Below are 19,397 nucleotides of genomic sequence, written 5' to 3' on the forward strand. Positions count from 1 at the left end.
GCCCCGTCACTCGACCCTCGCTTCCGCCTCATCCTCGACCGGCAGGTCCGCGCCAGCCGGCGTCGTGTCCTCGATCTCGATCACGGCCACGGCTTCCGGCCCGTTCGGGTCGCCGGGGCCGGTCTCGCAGCCGAGGTCCGGGAAGGCCATGATCCGGTTGCCGCCGCGGCCGGCGGCGCGGCAGACGATGAAGCCGCGCTGCTCCATATAGGTCAGCAGCCGCCGGGTGCGGCCGACCGACTGGGTGCCGTAGGCCCGTCCGATGGTGGCGTCGGACGGGCAGGGCGCCGTCGCCAGCCCCGCCTTGACCAGCAGCAGGAAGATGCCCTGCATGTCCTCCGGCAGGTCCTTCGCCAGACTGGTGGCGCGCTGCCAGGCCGGGCTCTCCGCCGTCTCGGTGTCGACCCCGGCGCGGGCCACCGCCAGCCGGCCGCGGAAGCCGGCGAGGTCGAGCGGCCCGCCGCCGCCCCGGGGGCCGGCGAGCTTGCGGATCCGGCAGCGCACCAGGAAGTCCTGGTACAGCACCGCGACCGGGCGAAATGCCGAATCCTCCTCCGCCACCAGGTCGCGCAGCACCGCGTCGATCGCGGCGTCGCGCTCCGCCTGGGTCATCGGATCCGTCTCCTCCTCGGCCGCGGCGGCCGCTGGGTCGGGGCGGCTGCGGATCAACTGGGCCAGCAGCTCGGCGGTCGGCTGCGGCGCCGGCTGGCGCGGCAGCCGCGGCACCGGCGGCTCGACCTCGGCCGGCTTCAGGATCAGCTCGTGCAGGTCCTCGGCTGGCGCCTCCGGCATCGGCATCAACTTCGGGCTGGTCGACCGCGCGCCGGTCTCGACCGCGCCGATCTTGACCTCCAGCGGCCGCCGCGACAGGGCCGGGCCCAGCGCCACGAACTGGCCGCGCCCGAGGTCGCGGAACATCTCGGCCTGGCGCCGTTCCAGGCCCAGCAGGTCGGCGGCGCGCGCCATGTCGATGTCGAGGAAGGTGCGGCCCATCAGGAAGTTCGAGGCCTCGGCCGCGACGTTCTTGGCCAGCTTGGCCAAGCGCTGGGTGGCGATGACGCCGGCCAGGCCGCGCTTGCGACCGCGGCTCATCAGGTTGGCCATGGCGCCCAGCGTCGCCTTGCGCGCCTCCTCCGACACATCGCCGGCGGCGGCGGGGGCGAACAGCTGGGCCTCGTCCACAACCACCAGCACGGGGTACCACAGGTCGCGCTCGGCATCGAACAGCCCGTTGAGGAAGGCGGCGGCGCCGCGCATCTGGGCGTCGGCGTCGCAGCTTTCGAGGTTGAGCACGGCGGAGGTGCGATGCTGCCGGATGCGGCCGGCGATGCGGTGCAGGTCGGCATCCGACCGGTCGCCATCGACCACGATGTGGCCGAAGCGGTCGGCCAGGCTGATGAAGTCGCCCTCGGGGTCGATCACCACCTGCTGCACCCAGGGGGCGCTCTGCTCCAGCAGCCGGCGCAGCAGATGCGACTTGCCGGAGCCGGAATTGCCCTGCACCAGCAGCCGAGTCGCCAGCAGCTCCTCGAGATCGATCATGGCCGATGTCCCGTTGGACAGCGTTCCGATGTCGATTTGGACCGTCATCACCCCTCCGCAAACTCGGGCCGCGCCATCCTCCGGACGGCAGGACCGGGCATGGTCTATCACGACGGGAGACGGTCGGGGCAACCCGAAGGGACGGGGCAGGGTCCCGGCGCGGTTCAGCTGCCGAGACGGGACTCGACGCGGCGAATCAGGCCCCGGGCGTCCTCCGGCGCGCGCACCTTGGCGTCATTGTCGAAATAGACGAAGACGTCGCGCCGGGCCCGCTTCGGCCCGGGCCGGTCGATCACCCGTTCGGCGTCGTCGGGCTCGCGGCCGGTGGCCCAGGCGGCGACGCGGTCGGCCCAGCGGTCCAGCGACGCGTCGTCATAGCCGCTGACATACAGCTCCTCCGAGCCATGCAGGCGGCAATAGATGAAGTCGGCGGTCAGGTCCATGCGCCGCGGCCAGTCGACCGTGTCGGCGCAGACCAGTGCCACCTTGTGGCGCCGTAGCAGCCGGACGAAGGCGGGGTCGAGGAAGCTGTCATGCCGGATCTCGATGGCGTGGCGCAGCGGCCGGCGCCGGTCGGTCCTGGTCCAGGCCCGGCCGGCAAAGCGGTCATCGTGCCGGCGCGCCATCGCGGCCGCGGCCTCGGTGTCGTGCGGCAGCAGGGCCAGGAAGGCCTCGATCCGCGCCGCGTCGAAGCGGAAGCTGGGCGGCAGCTGCCACAGGATCGGGCCCAGCTTCGGCCCCAGCCGCAGCAGGCCGGAGGCGAGGAAGTTGGCCAGCGGCGTCCCGGCGTCGCGCAGCCGGCGGGTGTGGGTGATGTAGCGCGGGCCCTTGACCGCGAAGACGAAGCCTTCGGGCGTTTCCTCGGCCCAGCGGGCGTAGCTCTCCGGCCGCTGGCTGCCGTAGAAGGTACCGTTGATCTCGATCGACGGAAAGGCTTCGGCGGCGAAGGCCAGCTCCCGCTTCTGCGGCAGGCCCTTGGGGTAGAACACCCCGCGCCAGGGCCGGTAGGTCCAGCCCGAAATCCCGATCCGCACCCGTCCCGGCCTGGTCATCGCGATCCTCCCGAAAGGGAACGCCGCGGCCGCGGGGATGGTGCCGTCGTCTTTGCGACGGCGAACTCTCAAAAGAAAAGAGGGCGGCCCCTGGCGCCGCCCTCGAAGTCTGCTCGGTACAGTCCTGTCGTCGCCTCAGAAGGCGAGGACGACGCCGGTGGTGAGCGAGGTCTGCTCGAAGTCGCGGCCGACGCGGAACTCGTTCCGCTCGTAGGCCAGCTCGGTGAAGCTGTTGAGGCCCGGCGCGACGTTGTAGAGGAACGAGCCGATCACGCTGTGGTTGGTCTGCAGGTCGGTGCCGTTGGTGAAGGACGACGACAGGCCGTTGCCCTTCTCGGCGGTGGTGTAGGCGTAGCCGACCGAGACCACGAACGGGCCGGTGCCGTAGGAGATGTCGCCGGTGATCGAATCGATCGCCTTGTCGGCGCGGAAGGTGCTGGCGAAATGCACCCAGTTCACGCTCGCGGCGATGCCGTTGGCGAAGCCGACCTGGCCGCCCACGGTGTAGGCTTGGTAGTCGTTGTTGCCGCTGACGCCGTTGCCGTTGCCGGCCGAGGCGGCCAGGCGCACCGAGGTGCCGTCGAAGCTGTTGGCATAGTTGATGCCGGCGGTGACGACGTTCTCGTACCGGGTCGTGGCGTCGTTGGTCAGGTCGTTGATGCCACCCGGACCGGCATGGTCGCTGGTGCCGCCGCCCGTGCCATGGCCGGACGCCGCCGCGTTCTTGCCGCCGGCGACCGGGGTGAAGTCGATGGCGAAGGAGAAGCCCGAGAAGCTCGGCGAGGAATACTTGACCTTCGTGTCCTTGCCGTTCAGCCCGCCGATGCCGTAGGTCGGGTCGACGGCGTAGAAGGTGTCGGAGCCGCCGAACAGGTTGAACTTGCCGTCGAGGCCGTCGCCCCAGCTGGCGCCGAGGCCCAGCTTCGAATTCAGCGTGTCATGGGCGTAGACGTAGCCGATGTCCGCGCCGACATACGGCGCGTCGCCGAAGGTCAGGGTGCCGAAGCCGCCCTTGACGTAGACATAGGTGCGGTCGACGGTGACGCCGTTCTTGCGGTCGACATTGTTCATGCGGATGCGGGCGCCGTATTCCAGGCCCGAATCGGTCACGTTCTTGATGTCGAACTGCAACCGCGCGCCGGACACGAAGTCATAGTCGCGGTCGAGATTCTCAGAATCGGTGCGGGAAATCGAGAGGCCGGCCAGGAAGCCGACCCAGCCGTTCACCTTGACGCTGAGTTCGGCCTGGGCAGCACCGATCCCCGCCGTGGTGGCCGCCAGGCACACCCCGAGCAACAAAAACTTCCGCATTTTACTTCCCCTCGCATGTCGGGCTCAGCGCCGCCCGAGACGAAGCGCCGGCCCCCCAATACAGTTTGCGAGGCGGCTTATACGAAGCCGGGAGTTTTAAAATCAACCGCTGGCCGTCCAAAAGGACGCAATGTCTACAAATTTCACAAAATAGTAACGGGTCCGATGCCGCTGCAGTGGCGTCGGGTGATGACCTCTCCCGGGGGTAAGGCCCTGACCTGAGGGTCCCGGGCTATCGGCCGTCCGGAGCGGCGAGATGCGCCGGAGCCGGGCAGGAAGGAGGGCGGCCCCTGGCGCCGCCCTCTAGTCTGTTGGCGATAGGCTCTTGTCGTTGTCTCAGAAGGAGAGCGCCATTCCGGAGGTCAGCGTGCTCGCCTCGTAGTCGCGGCCGGCGCGGAACTCGTTCCGCTCGTAGCTCAGCTCGGTGAAGGTGTTGAGGCCCGGCGCCACGTTGTAGAGGAACGACAGGACGACGCTGTGGTTGGCCTGAAGGTCCGTACCGTCGGTGAAGGACGACTTCAGCCCGTTGCCCTTCTCCGCGGTGGTGTAGGCGTAGCCGATCGAAGCCACGAACGGGCCGGTCGCGTAGGACAGGTCGCCGGTGATCGAGTCGATGGACTTCTTGGCGCGGAAGGTGCTGGAGAAGTGCACCCAGTTCACGCTGGCGGCAAAGCCGCTGGCGAGACCGATCTGGCCGCCGAAGCTGTAGGCCTCGAAGTCGTTATTGCCGCTGACGCCGTTGCCCGTGCTGGCCGAACCGGCGACGCGCACCGAGGTGCCGTCGAAGGTGTTGGCGTAGTTCAGGCCGCCGGTGACGATGTTCTCGTACCGGGTCGTGGCGTCGTTGGTCAGGTCGTTGACGCCGCCCGGCCCGGCATGGCCGTTGCCGCCCGCCACCGGGGTGAAGTCGAAGGCGAAGGAGAAGCCCGAGAAGCTCGGCGAGGTGTACTTGATCTTGGTGTCCTTGCCGTTCAGGCCGCCGATGCCGTAGGTCGGATCGAAGGCGTAGAAGACGTCGGAACCGCCGAACAGGTTGAACTTGCCGTCGAGACCGTCGCCCCAGCCGGCGCCGAGCCCAAGCTTCGAGTTCAGCGTGTCGTGGGCGTAGACATAGCCGATGTCCCCCGACGCGTATGGTGCGTCGCCGAAGGTGATCGTGCCAAAGCCGCCCTTCACATAGATATAGGTGCGGTCGACGGTGACGTTGTTCTTGCGGTCGGCATTGTTGAAACGGATGCGGGCGCCGTATTCCAGGCCCCCGTCGGTCACGTTCTTGATGTCGAACTGCAGCCGCGCCCCGGACACGAAGTCATAGTCGCGATCAAGGGTGCCGGTGTCGGTGCGCGTGACGAATACGCCGCCCAGGAAGCCGACCCAGCCATTGATCTTGACGGCGATCTCGGCCTGGGCCGCGCCAATGCCTGCCGTGGTGGCCGCCAGGCACACCCCGAGCAGTAAAATCCTCCGCATAGCTCGTCCCCCCGTTCTAGCGGATATGATCGTCATGTCTTCACGACGGCATCAACCAACCCCCAGCGGATGCCGGCCGAATTTATGAGGGGTTCCAGGCAAAAGCAATCGAGATGTTATCTCAATTTCTCCGTTTCTTTGAGTTTATGAAATAAAGGCCGAGGTTAGACTCAGAGATATTATCAACATTCGAGAATGTATGTATAATAATACATGAGAGGTTGGATTTTGGCTTCGTGCAGACCGCTATGTCGTGCCGAGATCGGAGCCTGCTCTGTGATCGGGCCGCCGGGGTTCGCCATCGCTCCGGCATGCCGATCGGGCAGTTTCGATCGACTTGCCCAAGGCCGGGTTGCCAAACCCTCCCAGCTGTCGATATCAACCACGGACGCGAAACCGAAAGGGCAGTGGGCATGCAACGGGATTTTGGCCAGCCGGGACGCTCGGCGCTGATCGCGGGCGAAGCGGCGATCGCCACCTCGCATCCGTTGGCCTCCGCCGCCGGGCTCGAGGTGCTGATGGATGGCGGCAACGCGGTCGATGCGGCGCTGGCCGCGGTCGCGGTGCAATGCGTGGTCGAGGCGCATATGACCGGCATCGGCGGCGACTGCTTCGTGCTCTACGCCCCCGCCGGGCGGGATGCGCTGGCGCTGAACGGCAGCGGCCGGGCGCCGCGGGCGGCGTCGGTCGAGGCGCTGCAGGCGGAAGGCCTGTCCGCCATCCCGCAGCGCAGCCCGCATGCGGTGACGGTGCCGGGCGCGATCTCGGCCTGGTGCCGGCTGCACACCGACCATGGGTCGCTGCCGCTCGACCGGCTGTTCGCCCGGGCCATCCTCTACGCCGAACAGGGCTATCCCGTGACCCCGCGCGTCGGTTGGGACTGGGCGCAGGAGGCGGACTTCCTGGCCGGCGACGCCGGCTGCCGCAGCGTCTTCCTGCCCGGCGGCCGGATCCCCAGCGTCGGCGACCGGCACGCCCAGCCGCTGCTCGGCGCCCGGCTGCGCGACATCGCGGCCAAGGGGGCAGGGGCCTTCTACGAGGGGGCGGTGGCGGAGTCGCTGGTCCGCTTCCTCAAGGCCCGGGGCGGGCTGCACACGCTCGACGATTTCGCCGCCGGCCGCGACGGGGCGAACTGGGTCGATCCCATCCGGCTCGACTATCACGGCACCGAGGTGGTGGAGTGCCCGCCGAACGGCCAGGGGCTGGCGGCGCTGATGATCCTCGGCCTGCTCTCCGGCACCGACCTGTCGGCCGAGATGCCGGAGGCCGACCGCATCCACCTGCTGGCCGAGGCGACCAAGATCGCCTACCACCACCGCGACGCGCTGATCGGCGACCCCGACCACCTGCCGCACGACCCGAAGACGCTGCTGTCCCCCGCCGTGCTCGACACGCTGCGCCGGCGGATCGACCCGCGCCGGGCGGGCGCACCGGCGCTGTGGACCGAGCCGGAACATCGCGACACGGTCTATCTCTGCGTCGTCGACCGCGACGGCAACGCGGTCTCCTTCATCAACTCGATCTTCGATGCCTTCGGCAGCGGGCTGCTCGACCCCGAGACCGGCGTGCTGCTGCACAGCCGCGGCGCGTCGTTCCGGGTCGAGGCCGGCCATCCCAACGCGATCGGCCCGGGCAAGCGGCCGATGCACACCATCATCCCCGGCCTGCTGCGCCGCCAGGGCCGCACCGCCGGCGTGTTCGGGGTGATGGGCGGGCACTACCAGGCGGCCGGGCAGGCGCAGTTCGTCTCCGCCGTGTTCGACCGCGGCCTCGACCCGCAGGCGGCCTTGGACCTGCCGCGCAGTTTCGCCTTCGACGGCACGCTGCAGCTCGAGCCCCGGATCGGCGAGGCCGTGGCCGCCGACCTCGCCGGCCGCGGCCATGCCGTCGACCGGCGGGCGGAACCCCTGGGCGGCGGCCAGGCGATCCTGATCGACCATGACCGCGGCGTGCTGATCGCCGGCTCCGACCCGCGCAAGGACGGCTGCGCGCTCGGGATTTAGGACCGGCTTTTCCTGTTGCTGTCATTGCCCGGCTCGACCGGGCAATCCAGGGGCCACCAAGAGCCGTTCTGGCCGCCCCTGGATGCCACGGTCAAGCCGTGGCATGACATCGAGAATTGTGCGCTGCCAAGACGCCAGACCAGTACCGGAAGGAACCCAAACGTGCAGCTACAGCTCAGCACCTGGCCGGAGATCGAGGCCTATCTGAAGGCCTCGCGCGGCGTGATCATGCCGATCGGGTCGACCGAACAGCATGGCCCGAACGGCCTGATCGGCACCGACGCGCTGTGCGCCGAAGGCATCGCCCGCGGCGTCGGCGACAGGACCGGGGCCGTGGTCGGACCGACCATCGGCGTCGGCATGGCGCATCACCACATGACCTTCCCGGGCAGCATGACGCTGAAGCCGTCGACGCTGGTGCTGGTGATCCGCGACTACGTGACGGCCCTGGCCGAGCACGGCTTCGAGCGCTTCCTGTTCGTCAATGGCCATGGCGGCAACATCGCCACCATCCAGGCCGCCTTCTACGAGATCTATTCCGACATGCGGACGCTCGGCCTGCCGCCGATCCGCTGCCGCCTGGTCAACTGGTGGGACAATGCCGGCGTCAACAGCCTGTCGAAGCAGCTGTACGGCGTGGCCGAGGGCAGCCACGCCACGGCCAGCGAGGTGGCGGTGACCCAGCATCTGTTCCCCGACCACATCAAGACGGCGGAGCTGGACCCGCCGATCGCGCCCACCGGCCGCTTCTACGATGCCGCGGATTACCGCCGCCGCTTCCCCGACGGCCGCATCGGCTCCAACCCCGGCCTGGCGACACCGGAGCACGGCAAGCAGTTCTACGACGCCGCGGTGGAGGCGATTTCGGGCACCTATGCGGAGTTCCTCGAGGAGGCCTGAAGCAGCGGCGCCGCGTCGCCCAGCGCCCGGCGCAGCGCCTCGTGCAGCGCCGCGGCGTCGTCCTCCGGCACCAGGGTGACGCCGGGGCCTTCGTCCAGGCCGCAGGCGGCGGTGGCGATCACCGGGATGCCCAGCGCCAGGGCGCGCAGCAGGGCGCGGGGCTGGTGCTCGACCACCGCCGGCAGGACCACGGCCGCGATCCGGCCCGGCCAGCCGCCGGCCGGCATCGGCCGCACCGCGACGCTGCGCCAGAACGGGGCGTTGTTCTCCCGCGCCCGGCCGCTGACCACCAGGTCGACCTCCAGCCCTGCGACCGCGTCGCGCAGGGCATAGGCCCCCTTGCGGCCCAGGGCCGAAGCCGGGAACAGCACCGTGCGGCCGCCGATCGCGGGCCTCGGCACGCGGGAGACGTCGGGCAGCGCCCAGTCGAGATGGACCGCGCGGTCGGCGAAGCGGGCGGCGATGCCGGCATGCGGGGTGTACAGACGGGCCGCCGCCGCCAGCGCCTCGGCCTCCGCCGTGACGATCTCGGCCGGCGCCCGGAAATCGCCCAGGGTCGGGCTCTCGGGATGGCGGGACAGGGCGCGGTCCAGCCGGGCTTGCAGCGACGCCAGCGGCCAGCGCTCCATCAGCACGTCGAAGCTGCGGCCCTGCAGGCAGCCGTCGCGCCACAGATGCGGCAGCAGGCTCTGGTTCACCACCAGATGGGTGTGGCGATAGGACAGGCGCCTGACATAGGCGGCGGCCAGGCGCTGGTCATAAGCCAGCATCGCCCGCGGCAGCGCGCCCCCTGCAGCCGGCAGGCGGCGCAGGGCCCGGGCCCGCGACAGCGCGACCAGGGTGGCGCGGGTCTCTCCTCCCGCGAGCGCCGGCCAGGCGTAGCGGGCGCGGGCCGGCCAGCGCATCGGCAGGAACAGCGCATCCTCCGGCCCCGCCTGCTCGCGCAGCAGTGCGGTGAATTCCGGCCAGCAGGCATCGACCAGCCAGGCGGTCGGGCGTTTGGTCCGGGCCTCTCCTGCCGGCAGGTGGCGGATGCACTCCTCCTGGGCGCAGCCGACGCAGTCATGGGCCTTGTCGCGCGATCCCGGGAAGGCGACCACGACGCCGCGGTCCGCGGTGCCGTCCGCGCCGCGGAACCGGATCTCCAGCGCCTCGGCGGTCAGCCGGGCCTCGACCCGGAAGGCCTGGGGGCTGCGGATGCGCAGGTCGACATAGTTCCAGAACACGGTGGCGTCGCGCCCAGCGGCGGCGCGCGATCCCGGGATCAGCCGGCTGTGGGCGTGGCGCTCGACGATCTCGAAGCCGGCGGCCAGCGCCGCCTCGTACAGCGCGTTGGACAGCTGGCACAGCCCGCCGCCGGTGTTGGCGATCAGGCAGCCCTCGCGCAACTCGCGCCCGGCGACGAAGCCGCGCCGGCGCGACGCCCGGCCGACCTGCCGCCAGAAGCTGAACACCGCGCCCGCCGGCACCTCGACGCCGTCGATGGCGCGGACCGCCAGGCGCAGGTTCTGGATCTTGCCGGCGGTCAGCAGGGTCTCCTGAGCCCCGCCGGGGCCGCCCCACAGCGGCGACCGGATCTCGGCCACGACAGGGGCATCGCGCAGCGCCGCCGCCCGGGAATGGCGCAGCGGCCGGCCGCCCCGCATCTCGCGCAGCGTCCGGCAGGCGCGCAGGATCGAGGCCTTGGCCGTGAAGGCCAGTGCACCCCAGCGCGACGGCACCCCTTGTTCCGCAGGCATCGCCCGATCTCCCGAACCGCCCCGCCGCCTCCGCCCGGGCCGTGGCCGGATTGAAGCGCCGGAAGATGGCCGAACGATGTCTGGCTGAGAGCGGCCCGGTGGCGAGCCTGCAAGGATCTTGACGTCGAGGGCCGATCGCTTGATGAAACACGACACAGTCATCGATCGGGTCCGCCATGACCGACGCCGCCCGCCATATCGGCTTCCTGCTGCTGCCGCAGTTCTCGATGATGGCCTTCGCCTCGGCGCTGGAGCCGCTGCGGGTCGCCAACCGGCTGTCGCGGCGCCAGGTCTATCGCTGGACCATCTTCTCGGCCGATGGCGCGCCGGTGCCGGCCTCGAACGGCCTGCCGCTGCCGGCTGATGCCGTGGCTGGCAGCGCCGACGACCTGCCGATGCTGATCGTCTGCGCGGCGTTCGAGCCGCTGGCCGCCGTCACCCCGGCGCTGACCCGCTGGTTCCGCCGGCTCGACCGCGGCGGCGCCGTGCTCGGCGGCATCGACACCGGCAGCTTCGCGCTCGCCGCGGCCGGGCTGCTGGACGGATATCGCGCCACCGCGCATTGGGAGGCGCTGGACGGCTTCGCCGAGAAGTTTCCGCGGGTCGAAGCCCGCGCCTGCCTGTTCGAGACCGACCGCCGCCGCCTGACCTGCGCCGGCGGCACCGCGGCGCTGGACCTGATGCTGCAGATCATCCGCATGGACCATGGGCCCGGGCTGGCCGCGGCGGTGTCGGAGCAGTTCATCTACAACACCCTGCGCCATGCCGAGGACCGGCAGCGCCTGTCGATCCCGAAGCAGCTCGACATCCGCGATGCCAGGCTGGCGCGGATGGTCGAGATCATGGAGCGCAACGTGGCCAGCCCGGTCGCGGTCACCGCCCTGGCCCGTACCGTCGACATGTCGCCGCGCCAGGTCGAACGGCTGTTCGCCCAGCATCTCGGCAAGGGGCCGCAGGGCTTCTACCAGTCGCTGCGGCTGCAGCGGGCGCGGTCGATGGTGCAGTATTCCGACGACCCGCTGCTGGAGGTGGCGATCGCCTGCGGCTTCGGCAGCTATGAGCATTTCTGCCGGTCCTACCGTCGCGAGTTCTCGGTGCCGCCCAGCCGCGATCGCCGGGCCTCGGCGGCATAGCGGAAAGCATCAAGCCGGTGTCGCTCTCCATCAATGGCGGACGGGTCTTCCGGGCTTAGGCTTGCCTCGGGAGCCGGTCCGCCGGCGATACGGAGGGATGGCCGGCGATGGCCCTGCAGACTGAGATCAACCGGCGCGTCATCATCACCTGCGCCGTCACCGGCGCCGGCGACACGGTGGACAAGCACCCCGCCATTCCGGTGACGCCGCAGCAGATCGCCGATGCCGCGCTGGAAGCGGCCAAGGCCGGGGCCGCCGTGGCCCACATCCATGTCCGCAACCCCGAGACCGGCAAGCCCAGCCGCGACCCGGCGCTGTATCGCGAGGTGGTCGACCGCATCCGCTCCAGCGGCGTCGACATCATCATCAACCTGACCGCCGGCATGGGCGGCGACCTGGTGATCGGGCCGCAGGACAACCCGACGAAGTTCGGCGCCGACACCGACCTGATCGGCGGCATCGACCGGCTGCCGCATGTCGAACAGCTGCTGCCGGAGATCTGCACCCTGGATTGCGGCTCGCTGAATTTCGGCGACGGCTCGCTGGTCTATGTCTCGACCCCCGACATCCTGCGCAAGCAGGCCAAGCGGATCCAGGAGCTGGGGGTGAAGCCCGAGCTCGAGATCTTCGACACCGGCAACCTGTGGTTCGCCCGCCGGATGGTGGAGGAGGGGCTGCTCGACGCGCCGCCGCTGTTCCAGCTCTGCCTCGGCATTCCCTGGGGCGTGCCGCCCGACCCGCGGATGATGCTGGCGATGCGCGACATGCTGCCGGACGGCGCGGTGTGGGCCGGCTTCGCCATCGGCCGGCTGCAGCTGCCCTTCGTCGCCCAGGCGGTGCTGCTGGGCGGCCATGTCCGGGTCGGGCTGGAGGACAACCTCTATCTCGGCAAGGGCGTCTTCGCCTCCAACGGCAGCCTGGTCGAACGGGCGCGGACGATCATCGAGGCGATGGGCTCGGCGGTGATGACGCCGGCCGAAGCCCGCACCCATCTCGGACTGAAGACAAGGGGCCAGGCCCATGCCGCGTGAGATCAGGACCTTCGGCGTCGTCGGCGGCGGCGTCATCGGCAGCGGCTGGGCGGCCCGGGCGCTGGCCCGCGGCCTCGACGTGGTGGCCTGGGACCCGTCGCCGAATGGCGAGAAAGCCCTGCGCGACGCCGTCGCCAATGCCTGGCCGGCCCTGACCCGGATGGGCCTGGCCGAAGGCGCGAACCCGGAGCGGCTGCGCGTGCTCGGCTCGGCCGAGGCGGTGGCCGCCGAATCCGATTTCGTGCAGGAGAGCGCGCCGGAGCGGATCGAGCTGAAGCGCAAGCTGCACCATGCCATGGCGGAGGCCGCGCCGGCCGACGTCATCCTCGGCTCCTCCTCCTCCGGCCTGCTGCCCAGCGAGATCCAGGAGGGCGCGCGGCATCCGGAGCGGATCGTCATCGGCCACCCGTTCAACCCGGTCTACCTGCTGCCGCTGGTCGAGGTGGTGGGCGGCAAGCAGACCGCGCCGGAGACGATCAAGGCGGCCTCGGCCTTCTACGCCTCGCTCGGCATGAAGCCGCTGCATGTCCGCAACGAGATCGACGGCTACATCGCCGATCGCCTGCTGGAGGCGCTGTGGCGCGAGGCGCTGCACCTGGTGGCCGACGGCATCGCCACGACGAAGGAGATAGACGAGGCGGTGTGCTTCGGCGCCGGCATCCGCTGGGCCTTCATGGGCACCAACCTGACCTATCACCTGGCCGGCGGCGAAGGTGGCATGCGGCATATGCTGGAGCAGTTCGGCCCGGCGCTGGAGCTGCCCTGGACCAAGCTGGTGGCGCCGAAGCTGACCGACACGCTGATCGACCGCATGGTCGAAGGCACCCAGGAACAGGCCGGCGGCTGGCCGATCAAGAAGATCGAGCGCTGGCGCGACGAACGCATCATCCGGATCCTGAAGACGCTGGAGGCGGCCGACCAGGACACCGGCCACCCGACCTACGATCCGCGGCCGGATACCGCCTGAGCCTGACGATGACGGAGGCCGCCTGCGCGGCCTCCCCACGGGATCCCCGCGCGAACGGGGATCTCCGCACGGGGATCCCCGTCCCTCGCGGGGATTGAGGGTCGGGACGGCTGCGCCGCCCCGATCCGTGTTCGCCTGACTGCGCCCGGCCGGCCCCGATCCGGCCGGGCGCCTTTTCGTCAGGGGTCAGGCGGCGGTGGCCCGGCGCAGCTTCGCCGCCGCCGCGCCCAGCCTTGCGTCGTAGCGCGGGTCGCTCGCCACCGTGCGGTTGACCCGCGGCCGGCGGCCCAGCGTGGCCTGCGGCAGCTGTTCGGCCACGACCGCGGTGACCGAGGTGCCGCCGAGCAGGGCCATGTAGGTCTGGGTGTGGTGCTGCTGCATCGCCTCGTCGGCCCAGGGACCGAGCCAGTCGTTGCCGTCGGGCGCCAGCCAGGTGCCGGGCAGCTGGATGCTGTCGGGGATGTCGGCATAGGAGACGCCGCAGTCGATCAGCCACCAGGCGTAGCCGAAGATGGCGGCGGCGAAGCTGACCGGCGCCAGCAGGCCGGGCCCGACATCCTCGTAGATCCCCGGGATCTCGGCCAGCCGGGCCATCGCCATCGGCACCACGTCGAGCGTGTTCTGGTAGCAGCGCGCGGTGGGATAGGCGCTGTGGAACGCGTCGGCGAAGGCCTGGTTGCCGGCGGTCGGCCCGGCATAGGTGTAGGGCACGATGGCGGGCGACAGCCCCTGCTGCCCCAGCATCGCCTGCAGCCAGGGCGCCACCACGGTGGTGACGCAGCCGCCCAGGCTGTGGCCGGTCACCTGCATCGGCACCTGCTTGTTGGCCGCCGTGTCGTAGAAGCCGGCGAGGAAATCGACCAGCGACTGCCCGCCCGAGCTCATGCCGCCGATCCGGGTCAGCGCCGCGGCGGTGCCGGACGAGATCAGGACGTCGCTCGGGGCGGTCCAAGGCGGCGCCTGCTGGCTGTCGGCGCCGAGATCCTCGACGATCTGGTCCCACAGACCCTGCAGCGACACGTTCACATCGGTGCCGCGGACGACGACCGCCAGTGACAGGCAGGTCAGGCCGTTCGGCCCGGGCGCGTTGCGTGTGGCGACATAGACCAGATTGGCTTCGGCCGGATCCTGGGCCGGGCCCCAGGCCAGCGACCAGTCGCCGCCGCCCAGCAGGGGCCAGGCCAGCGGGAAGGCGCCCGGGATCGACGAAGGGGCGAGATAGGAGATCTGGCACAGCTGCAGCAGGCTGATGCTGGCGGCATCGGCGGTGGCGGAGGTCGTGGCCTTCGGGGTCAGGAGGTCGGTCATGGCGTTACCCCCGGGATCGAGGGGTGCACGCAGCCGCTCGCGTGCCGAAGATCGGCAGCTCGGAATACTATCATAATCAAATCCTCGATAAATAATAAAATTGAATATAAACAACGGGTTGAATATATCACGAACGCAATTCCGGGGAAACTACTTCACATGGGCGCGCAGCGTCCGGCCGCGGCGGCGCTCGCGGTGCATGATGTAGAGGCTGGAGGAGATCACGATCCCGGCGCCGACCACCACGAAGGGGTCGATGGCGTTGCCGAAGAACAGGCTGCCATAGGCCAGCGCCCAGATGATCATGGTGTACTGCATCGGCGCGATGGTGCTGGCCGGCGCCAGCGACAGGGCCCGCACCACCAGGAACTGGGCCGACCCCATGAACAGGCCGGCGGCGCCGACGCGCAGCACGTCGAACCAGGCCGGCAGCTTGAACACGAACAGGGCGATCGGCAGGCTGGTGGCCAGCAGCCCCAGCATCACCGCCGTCACCAGCACGGCGCGCTGCTCGTCGCGGCTGATCTTGCGCATGATCAGCACCACCCCGGCGCCGGTGAAGACCGAGCCGAGGGCCGAGAGATGGCCCAGCGTCAGCGCCTCGAAGCCCGGCCGGACCATCACCAGGATGCCGAGGAAGCCGACCACCACCGCGGCCCAGCGGTGGATGCGCACCTGCTCGCCCAGGATCGGGATCGACAGGATGGTCACCACCATCGGGGTGCAGAAGGCGATGGCGTAGACATCGGCCAGCGGCAGGGCGGAGAAGGCGTAGAAGCCGAAGATGGTGCCGATGCCGGCCAGGAAGCCGCGCAGCACGATCAGCCGGGGATGGGCGGCGCGCATCCGCCGGAAGCCGCCGTCGCGCCGCAGCATGATCAGGATCGGGATGCAGGCGAAGGCGACCTGCATCGGGATGATCTGGAAGATCGAATAGCTCGCGGTCAGGCCCTTCACCAGCGCGTCGCTGGAGGCGAACATGACGTTGGCGACCAGCGAGCACAGGATGCCGAGCAACGGCGTTTCGATGCCCGGCGCGGCGGCAGCGACCGGCTCGGGTGCAGGGGCCATCGGCTCATCGTCGCCGCGCCGCTGGAGTCGCATGGTGGTTTCGATCCCCCGAAGCGGGGAATCATTCGACCCTCCGCCCGTATGTCAGACATACGCCTCCCGGCCGGAAACGGGTGGTGAAAGCCGGAAGGTCTGGCATGCGCCGCCGCGGCCCCTGGCTCTGAAAACGTTTTAACAGTTGCGCAGGGAAGCCGGTGGGCGCCGTGCCATTCCACAATGCTAGGCCAAGCGCCACGCCAGATGTTGACGTTTACATGGATTCATCCAAGGATGCGGCAACAGTCTGATGAATAGGCGCCGCTGCCCATGGGGCGATCCCATGGTGAAGAGCGCCGAGGGGAGGGATGTGAGCACGCTGCCGCAGGCTTCGTCGGATCGGTTCGCAGCAGTGCCGAGCGCCGCCATGCCGGTGATCGCCGCCGAAGGCATCGGCAAGTCCTTTGCCGGGGTCGAGGTGCTGCGCAGCATCGACCTGGCCTTGGCCGGCGGCGAGATCCACGCTCTGCTGGGCGAGAACGGCGCCGGCAAATCCACCTTCGCCCGCATCCTGGCCGGGGTGCACCGGCCCAGCGCCGGCCGCCTGCTGCTGCGGGGCAAGCCGGTCGAGATCGGCTCGCCGCTCGAGGCGCAGCGGCTGGGCATCACCCTGATCCACCAGGAGCCGATCTCCTTCCCGCATCTGTCCGTGGCGGAGAACCTGTTCATCGGCGGCGGCTCGGGTGGGCCGTTCGGCCGGGTGCGCTGGCGCGACATGGCGGCCGAGGCACGCCGGCTGATGGACGGGCTGGGTGTCGCCATCGACGTGACGCGGCCGACCGGCGGCCTGTCGATCGCCGACCAGCAGATGGTCGAGATCGCCCGGGCGCTGGCCGCCGACAGCCGGCTGATCCTGATGGACGAGCCGACCGCGCCCTTGACCCCGCGCGAGGTCGAGACCCTGTTCGCCATCGTCCGCCGGCTGCGCAGCGAGGGCCGGGCCGTGGTCTTCATCAGCCACCGGCTGGAGGAGGTTCGGGCGCTGTGCGACCGGGTCACCATCTTCCGCGACGGCGAGCATGTCGCGACCGCCGCCGCCGCCGACCTGCCGGATGCCGAGATCATCCGGCTGATGATCGGCCGGCCGCTGAAGGCCTTTCTGCACAAGGAGAAGGCGACGATCGGCGCGGTTGCGCTGGAGGTCGAGCGGCTGGGCCGCGCCGGCCGCTTCTCCGACATCGGCTTCACCCTGCGCCGCGGCGAGGTGCTGGGCATGGCCGGGCTGGTCGGCGCCGGCCGCACCGATGTCGCGCGGGCGCTGTTCGGCATCGCCCCGGCCGATCGCGGCCGCATCCGGGTTAAGGGGCGCGAGGTGGCGATCGCCGATCCCGCCCAGGCGATCGGCCTCGGCCTCGCCTATGTGCCGGAGGACCGGGCGGCCGCGGGCATCTTCCGGGCGCTGCCGGTCGACCAGAACATCACCGCCGCGGCGCCGGGCAAGATCGCGCGGTACGGCGTGATCCACCCGGCGATGGAACGCACCGCGGCACGGCGGGCGATCGAGAAGCTCAGCATCCGGCTGGCCTCGCCGCGCCAGCCGATCGGCGAGCTCTCCGGCGGCAACCAGCAGAAGGCGATCCTGGCGCGCTGGCTGATGACCGACCCGGAGATCCTGATCCTGGACGAGCCGACGCGAGGCATCGACATCGGCGTGAAGGCGGAGTTCTACGACATGATCAACGCCCTGGCGGCGGACGGGCGGGCGATCCTGCTGATCTCGTCCGAGCTGCCGGAGCTGCTGACCCTGAGCGACCGCATCCTGGTGATGTCCGAGGGCCGGCTGACCGCGGAATTCGACCGGGCCGAGGCGACCCAGGAGGCGATCATGGAAGCCGCCGTGCCCCGCCGGCGGGTGGGGGCGGGGGCATGACGACTCTCACCCGCCTGCTCCTGGCGCGGGAGGCCGGCATCGTGGTGATGCTGGTGCTGTTCTACGCCGTGGTCGGAACCGTCGAGCCGCGCTTCCTGACCTGGGAGACCTTCCGCATCGTCCTGCTGGCCATCCCGCTGATCCTGGTGGCGGCGATGGGCCAGATGATGGTGATCGTCGCCCGCCATGTCGACCTGTCGATCGGCTCGATCCTGGGTTTCGCCGCCATCGCCGTCGGCATGGTGTTCCGCGACCATCCTGATGTGCCGATCTGGATCGGCTTCCTGCTGGCGATGGCGATCGGCGCCGGGCTCGGCCTGGTCAATGGCGCCATCGTCACCGGCTTCGGCCTGCCGTCGATCATCGTCACCCTCGGCACCATGAGCCTGTTCCGCGGGCTGGTGTTCATCCTGTCCGGCGGCCGCCAGGTCGACCCCAACCACATCCCGCCGGCCCTGATCCGCATGGCCCAGACCTCGCCGATCGAGATCCCCTGGATCGTGCTGATCGCCCTGGCCGTCGCCGTCGCCACCCATCTGGCGCTGCGCCACCTGCGCTTCGGGCGCGAGATCTACGCCATCGGCTCGAACCCGCCGGCGGCGCGGCTGCGCGGCATCCGGGTGATGCCGGTGACGCTCGCGGTGTTCGCCCTGTCCGGCGCCTGCGCCGGGCTGGCCGGGCTGCTCTACGCCGCCCGCTTCGGCTATGTGAATCCCGGCATCACCGGCGTCGGCTTCGAGCTGACGGTGATCGCCGCCGTGGTGATCGGTGGGGTCAGCATCAATGGCGGCGCCGGCAGCGTGCTGGGCACCGCGCTCGGGGTGCTGCTGCTCGGCTCGGTCACCGTGGCCCTGCCGATCCTCGGCGTCTCCGGCTTCTGGCAGAACGCGATCTATGGCGCCATCATCCTGCTGGCGCTGGTGATCGACCGGTCGGTGCGCGAAGGCGGGATCGGCCATCTCCGCCGCCGGGGGCGGGCATGACGGTGCTGCCGATGGACCAACGACCCGCCTTCTCCTGGCGCCGCGCGCTGCTGCGGCCGGAGGTGATGACCTTCCTGCTGCTGGTGATCGCCGCCATCGTGGGCACCCAGCTGTCGCCCTTTTTCGCCGATCTCGGCTTCGTGCTGGAGAGTTCGACCTACACCATCGAATTCGGCATCGTCGCCCTGGTCCTGACCATGATCGTGATCTCGGGCGAGATCGACCTGTCGGTCGGGGCGATGATGGCGCTGTCCACCTGCCTGTTCGCGCTCACCGTCAAGGCCGGGCTGCCGCTGCCGGCGGCGATGGTGGTCGGGGCCGTGGCCGGCGCCGCCATGGGCGGGTTCAACGCGCTCCTGGTCACCTGGCTGCGGCTGCCGTCGATCATCGTCACCATCGGCACCATGACGCTGTACCGCGGCATCGCCCAGATCTTCGCCGGCGACCGCTCGATCGGCGGCTTCCCCGACTGGTTCGTCGGCATCGACTTCGCCGCGGTCGGCATCGTGCCGGTGCCGGTGATCATCTTCGTGGTGCTGGCGCTACTGCTCGGCCTGCTGCTCGGCCGCACCGTGTTCGGCCGCCAGATCTACCAGACCGGCACCAGCGAGACGGCGGCGCGCCATGCCGGCATCCGGGTCGACCGGCTGAAGACCATCCTGTTCGTCGCCTCCGGCGTCGTCTCCGCCCTGGCCGGGCAGATGATGGCCTCGCGCCTCGGCTCGGTGCGCTACGACCTGGCCTCGGGCGGCGAACTGCAGATGGTGCTGATCGTGATGCTCGGCGGCACCTCGATCTTCGGCGGCCGCGGCACCATCGCCGGCACCTTCCTGGCGCTGTGGCTGCTGGTGATCATCCAGACCGGCATGACCGTGGCCAACATCGCGATCGAGGCGCAGCTGACCGTGCTCGGCCTGCTCCTGATCCTGTCGATCATCGCCTCCAACGCCATCACCGCGGTGCGGCGGCGCTGACCCTCAA

15 protein-coding genes are annotated in these 19,397 nt (G+C 70.1%); 8 read left to right on the forward strand and 7 right to left on the reverse strand.

Annotated elements, in window-relative coordinates; all coding sequences use genetic code 11:
- Positions 1 to 6 precede the first annotated feature (6 nt).
- The 4 genes from AB4112_RS17995 to AB4112_RS18010 form a co-directional block, all read right to left on the reverse strand.
- Positions 7 to 1,590, reverse strand: coding sequence for an ATP-binding protein (locus AB4112_RS17995; RefSeq protein ID WP_309794783.1), 1,584 nt, complete (start codon positions 1,588 to 1,590; stop codon positions 7 to 9).
- A 116-nt stretch (positions 1,591 to 1,706) separates the two neighbouring features.
- The gene (locus AB4112_RS18000) at positions 1,707 to 2,594 is read right to left on the reverse strand and encodes a DUF72 domain-containing protein (RefSeq protein ID WP_309794782.1); all 888 of its coding nucleotides are present in this window, start codon (positions 2,592 to 2,594) and stop codon (positions 1,707 to 1,709) included.
- A 135-nt stretch (positions 2,595 to 2,729) separates the two neighbouring features.
- On the reverse strand, positions 2,730 to 3,905 hold the full coding sequence (locus AB4112_RS18005; RefSeq protein WP_441721619.1) for a porin: 1,176 nt from the start codon (positions 3,903 to 3,905) through the stop codon (positions 2,730 to 2,732).
- A 336-nt stretch (positions 3,906 to 4,241) separates the two neighbouring features.
- Positions 4,242 to 5,375, reverse strand: a complete 1,134-nt coding sequence (locus AB4112_RS18010) for a porin (RefSeq protein WP_441721622.1) — start codon at positions 5,373 to 5,375, stop codon at positions 4,242 to 4,244.
- Positions 5,376 to 5,788: 413 nt separating this feature from the next.
- On the opposite strand from AB4112_RS18010, the gene AB4112_RS18015 reads away from it, so the two are divergent.
- Together AB4112_RS18015 and AB4112_RS18020 are read left to right on the forward strand one after the other, a co-directional pair.
- Positions 5,789 to 7,378, forward strand: coding sequence for a gamma-glutamyltransferase family protein (locus AB4112_RS18015; RefSeq protein WP_441721625.1), 1,590 nt, complete (start codon positions 5,789 to 5,791; stop codon positions 7,376 to 7,378).
- Between the two features lie 162 nt (positions 7,379 to 7,540).
- The gene (locus AB4112_RS18020) at positions 7,541 to 8,278 is read left to right on the forward strand and encodes a creatininase family protein (RefSeq protein ID WP_309794778.1); all 738 of its coding nucleotides are present in this window, start codon (positions 7,541 to 7,543) and stop codon (positions 8,276 to 8,278) included.
- Here AB4112_RS18020 and AB4112_RS18025 read toward each other — a convergent pair.
- Positions 8,251 to 10,017: a VanW family protein gene (locus AB4112_RS18025; protein ID WP_441721628.1), complete on the reverse strand. Its 1,767-nt coding sequence runs from the start codon at positions 10,015 to 10,017 to the stop codon at positions 8,251 to 8,253. The genes AB4112_RS18020 and AB4112_RS18025 overlap by 28 nt on opposite strands.
- A gap of 176 nt (positions 10,018 to 10,193) precedes the next feature.
- Between AB4112_RS18025 and AB4112_RS18030 the strand changes: the two genes are divergently transcribed.
- The 3 genes from AB4112_RS18030 (at position 10,194) to AB4112_RS18040 (ending at position 13,148) form a co-directional block, all read left to right on the forward strand.
- Complete coding sequence (locus AB4112_RS18030) at positions 10,194 to 11,150, forward strand: GlxA family transcriptional regulator (RefSeq protein ID WP_441721631.1); 957 nt, start codon at positions 10,194 to 10,196, stop codon at positions 11,148 to 11,150.
- A 107-nt stretch (positions 11,151 to 11,257) separates the two neighbouring features.
- Positions 11,258 to 12,181 carry a 3-keto-5-aminohexanoate cleavage protein gene (locus AB4112_RS18035; protein WP_441721634.1) on the forward strand — a complete coding sequence of 308 codons (924 nt, stop codon included), beginning with the start codon at positions 11,258 to 11,260 and terminating at the stop codon, positions 12,179 to 12,181.
- A complete protein-coding gene (locus AB4112_RS18040) occupies positions 12,171 to 13,148 on the forward strand; it encodes an L-carnitine dehydrogenase (RefSeq protein WP_441721636.1) in 978 nt (325 codons plus the stop codon). Before AB4112_RS18035 ends, AB4112_RS18040 begins: the two co-directional genes overlap by 11 nt.
- 186 nt (positions 13,149 to 13,334) lie before the next feature.
- Here AB4112_RS18040 and AB4112_RS18045 read toward each other — a convergent pair whose 3' ends face one another.
- Together AB4112_RS18045 and AB4112_RS18050 are read right to left on the reverse strand one after the other, a co-directional pair.
- Complete coding sequence (locus AB4112_RS18045; protein WP_441721639.1) at positions 13,335 to 14,456, reverse strand: lipase family protein; 1,122 nt, start codon at positions 14,454 to 14,456, stop codon at positions 13,335 to 13,337.
- A gap of 150 nt (positions 14,457 to 14,606) precedes the next feature.
- Positions 14,607 to 15,527 carry a DMT family transporter gene (locus AB4112_RS18050; RefSeq protein WP_309794772.1) on the reverse strand — a complete coding sequence of 307 codons (921 nt, stop codon included), beginning with the start codon at positions 15,525 to 15,527 and terminating at the stop codon, positions 14,607 to 14,609.
- Between the two features lie 346 nt (positions 15,528 to 15,873).
- Here AB4112_RS18050 and AB4112_RS18055 point away from each other — a divergent pair, with 346 nt between their 5' ends.
- Genes AB4112_RS18055 through AB4112_RS18065 form a run of 3 tightly spaced genes read left to right on the forward strand, consistent with a single transcriptional unit; the run spans position 15,874 to position 19,390 of the window.
- Complete coding sequence (locus AB4112_RS18055) at positions 15,874 to 17,433, forward strand: sugar ABC transporter ATP-binding protein (RefSeq protein ID WP_309794771.1); 1,560 nt, start codon at positions 15,874 to 15,876, stop codon at positions 17,431 to 17,433.
- Positions 17,430 to 18,416 (forward strand): ABC transporter permease, encoded by a 987-nt coding sequence (locus AB4112_RS18060; RefSeq protein ID WP_441721643.1) that lies wholly within the window; start codon positions 17,430 to 17,432, stop codon positions 18,414 to 18,416. The genes AB4112_RS18055 and AB4112_RS18060 overlap by 4 nt, the downstream gene beginning before the upstream one ends.
- On the forward strand, positions 18,413 to 19,390 hold the full coding sequence (locus tag AB4112_RS18065) for an ABC transporter permease (RefSeq protein ID WP_441721646.1): 978 nt from the start codon (positions 18,413 to 18,415) through the stop codon (positions 19,388 to 19,390). The genes AB4112_RS18060 and AB4112_RS18065 overlap by 4 nt, the downstream gene beginning before the upstream one ends.
- Positions 19,391 to 19,397: the final 7 nt, after the last annotated feature.

Source organism: Inquilinus sp. 2KB_23, assembly GCF_052115705.1.
Taxonomy (GTDB): domain Bacteria; phylum Pseudomonadota; class Alphaproteobacteria; order DSM-16000; family Inquilinaceae; genus Inquilinus; species Inquilinus ginsengisoli_A.